1 protein-coding gene is annotated in these 3,833 nt (G+C 73.8%); it reads right to left on the bottom strand.

Annotation, left to right across the window (positions count from 1 at the left end; genetic code table 11):
• The coding region (locus ACFFRH_RS43970; protein ID WP_386164113.1) for an SDR family NAD(P)-dependent oxidoreductase at positions 1-3,833 on the bottom strand (3,833 nt) is incomplete at both ends.

The following is a 3,833-nucleotide window of genomic DNA, read 5'->3' as shown; positions in this document are numbered from 1 at the left end:
CTCCCAGGAGGTCTCCAGCAGCAACCGCTGCTGCGGATCCATCGCCAACGCCTCACGCGGAGAGATCCCGAAGAACCCCGCGTCGAACTCCCCCGCCTCGTGCAGGAAACCCCCCGACCTCGCGTACGACGTACCCGCACGATCAGGGTCGTCGTCGAAGAGGGTGTCCAGGCTCCAGCCCCGGCCGGTGGGGAAGTCCGACACCGCGTCCCGGCCCGAGGCCACCAGGTCCCACAGTTCCTCCGGAGAGGTGACCCCGCCGGGGAGGCGGCAGGCCATGCCGACGATGACGATCGGATCGTCGTCCACCGGACCGGCCGAGGCCGGAGTCGTGGTCAGGGTCGAGGTCGTGCCCAGCAGTTCCTCGCGGAGGAAGGCGGCCAGGCCGACCGGGGTCGGGTAGTCGAAGACCAGCGTGGCGGGCAGCCGCGTACCGACGGCGGCGCCCAGCCGGTTGCGGAACTCCACGGCCGTCAGGGAGTCGAACCCGAGATCCTTGAACCCGCTCTCGACACCGACCGCCTCCGGAGAGGAATGACCGAGCACCGCCGCGACGTGTTCGCGCACCACGTCGAGGAGGGCGCGCCCGCGCTCCGGCTCGGTCATGGCCGCCAGGGTCGCGGCGAACGTGGTGCCCGGGTCCGCCCGCCTCGCCACCCTGCGCGCGGGGGCCCTCACCAGGCCGCGCAGCATCGCGGGGACGTCGTCGGCACGCTTCCGCAGGGCGTTCGGGTTCAGTTTCGTCGGCACCAGGACCGGCTCGTCCACGGTCAGGGCGGTGTCGAGGAGTCTCAGCGCCTCCGCCGAGGACAACGCACCGAACCCCGCCCGACCCATCCGCGCCAGATCACCCTCACCCAACCCACCCGTGATCCCACTACGCTCCTCCCACAACCCCCACCCCAGCGAAACCCCCACCAACCCCTCCCCGCGACGACACACCGCCAACGCGTCCAAGAACGCGTTCGCCGCCGCGTAGTTGCCCTGCCCCGCGCTCCCCAGCGTCCCCGACGCCGAGGAGAACAGCACGAAGAGCGACAGGTCCAGATCCCGCGTCAGCTCGTGCAGGAACCACGCGGAATCGGCCTTCGCCCGCAGCACCCCGTCCAGCCGCTCCCGCGACAGGGAGCCCACGACGCCGTCGTCGACGATCCCCGCGGCGTGCACCACTCCCACCAGGTCGGTGCCGATCCCCTCGACCACCGTCCGCAACCGTTCCCTGTCGCCCACGTCGCAGGCGGCCACGCCGACCTCGGCCCCTAGCCCCCGCAACTCCGCCACCAGCTCCGGCACGCCCGCCGCCCGCTCACCGCTCCGGCTCGCCAGCACCAGGCGGCGCACCCCGTACGCCTCCACCAGATGCCGCGCCACCACGGCGCCGAGCGCCCCCGTCCCGCCGGTGACCAGCACGGTGCCGTCGGGGTCGACCGGCCTGGGCAGGGTGAGGACGACCTTGCCGACATGCCGTGCCCGGCTGACGAAGCGGAAGGCGTCGGGTGCCCGCCGGACGTCCCAGGTGTCGATCGGGGGGAGCCTCAGCGCGCCGTCCGCGAAGAGGGCGAGCACGGCGGCGAACATGCGCCCCACCAGTTCCGGCTCCGCGCGCATGAGGTCGAACGGCAGGTAGTCGGCCGCGATGTCACCGGGGTCGCGGAGGTCGGTCTTGCCCATCTCCAGGAACCGGCCGCCGCGCGGGAGCAGCCGCGCCGAGGCGTCCACGAAGTCTCCGGCGAGGGAGTTCAGCACGACGTCTACACCCCTGCCGCCGGTGGCCTCCAGGAACCGCCGTTCGAAGTCGAGGGTGCGCGAGGAGGCGATGTGCGCGTCGTCGAAGCCCAGCCCGCGCAGGACGTCGTGCTTGGCGGGGCCCGCCGTAGCGAACACCTCCGCGCCGAGGTGCCGGGCGAGCTGGACGGCGGCCGTGCCCACCCCGCCCGTGGCGGCGTGCACGAGCACGGCCTCGCCGCGCCGCAGACCGGCGAGTTCGACCAGGCCGTAGTACGCGGTCAGGTAGGCGATCGGCACCGAGGCCGCCTGCTCGAACGACCAGCCGTCCGGGATACGCGTGACCACCCGGTGGTCGGCGACCGCACTCGAGCCGAACGCCCCGCCGAACAGGCCGAACACCCGGTCGCCCGGTGCCGTCCCGGTGACCCCGGGGCCGATCTCGGTGACGACGCCCGCGCCTTCGCCGCCGAGTGGTACGTCGTCCGGATACATGCCGAGCGCGAGGAGCACGTCGCGGAAGTTGAGTCCGGCGGCCCGCACCTGGACGCGCACCTGCCCCGGCGCGAGCGGCCCGTCGTCGTGGACGGCGAGCACCAGGTTGTCGATGCTGCCGCGGGGCGAGACGTCCAGCCGCCAGTTTCCCTTCCCGGGGGGCGGCAGCAGCCCGCCGTGCGAGGCCAGGGTGGCCAGGCGGGGCACGTAGACCTCGCCGTCTCGGATGGCGAGCTGCGGCTCGCCGGTCGCCACGGCCCGCGCCAGCGCGCCGGGGTCGTCGGTGTCCGTGTCGACCAGGGTGATCCGGCCGGGATTCTCCGCCTGAGCGCTGCGGATCAGCCCCCACACCGCGGCGCCCGCCGGTCCGCCGGGCATGACGGCCCCCCGGGTGACGACGACGAGCGGCTCCGGGCCGTCGTACTCCAGCCACTCCTGTACGGCGGCGAGTGCCTGACCGGTGGCGGCGCGGGTCGCCGCGAGGAGGCCGTCCCCGGAGCGACCGCCGACCGTCACGCCGTCGACCGTCGCGGTCCCGCTGTCGTCGACCGTCACGGCTCGCTCGACGTCTGTTGTCACGGCCCGTGCGGTGTCGATCGTCACGATCCGGCCGGCCGGGCCGGTCCGCGTGCCGTCGCCCGCCGCCGGAACCGGAAGGGCCTGCCAGTCGACCCGGTACAGGGAGTCGTGGCCGACAGGGGACGATGCGGACGCCGTGGCGCCGACGGGCCGCATGACCAGCGTCTCGACCGAGGCCACCGGCGCTCCGGTGCCGTCGGCCATCTCCATCGACAGCGTGCCGTCTCCGGTGGGCGTCAGCCGTACGCGCAGGACCGAGGCGCCGGAGGCGTGCAGACGCACCCCCTCCCAGGAGAACGGCAGCCGGGTCTCGGCGGTGTCGTGCACCGCCGCGAGGGCGTGCAGGGCGGCGTCGAGCAACACGGGGTGCAGGCCGTAACGGCCGGCCTCCGCGTCCTCCGCGAGGTCCACTTCCGCGTAGACGGTCTCCCCGGCCTGCCAGGCGGCTCGCAGCCTCCGGAAGGCGGCGCCGTAGACCAGCCCCCTGTCCGCGAGCGACTCGTAACAGCCGTCCAGATTCACCGGCCGCGCCCCCGGCGGCGGCCACACACCGAGATCGGCGACCGGCACGGCGGACGTGCCCGCCTCACCGGACGTACCGGATCCTCTGAGTGGGTTGGGGCCGCTGGAGGAGAGTACGCCGCCGGCGTGGTGCGTCCAGTGGTCCTCACCCGCGGGCGATCCGTACACGCCGACCGTGCGACGTCCCTCCTCGTCCGAGGCGCCGACGAGGATCTGCACCTGTACACCGGTGGAGGCGGCGAGGGCGAGCGGGGCGTGCAGGGTCAGCTCGTCGAGCCGGTCGCATCCGACGTGATCACCCGCCCGGATGACGAGCTCGACGAACGCGGCACCGGGGAGGATCGCCGTACCGGCCACGACATGGTCGGCGAGCCAGGGCTGCGCATGGGTGGAGAGCCGCCCGGTCAGCAGGAAACCGTCCCCGTCGGCCAGCGACACCGCCGCCCCCAGCAGCGGATGATCCGCCGACCCCAGACCCGCACCCGCCAGATCAACCGACCCCGACGACGGCA

It is taken from the genome of Streptosporangium vulgare (assembly GCF_042428775.1).
Lineage (GTDB): Bacteria > Actinomycetota > Actinomycetes > Streptosporangiales > Streptosporangiaceae > Streptosporangium > Streptosporangium vulgare.
Note: the sequence above shows the minus strand (reverse complement) of the source record. Positions and strands in the feature narration are given on the sequence as shown.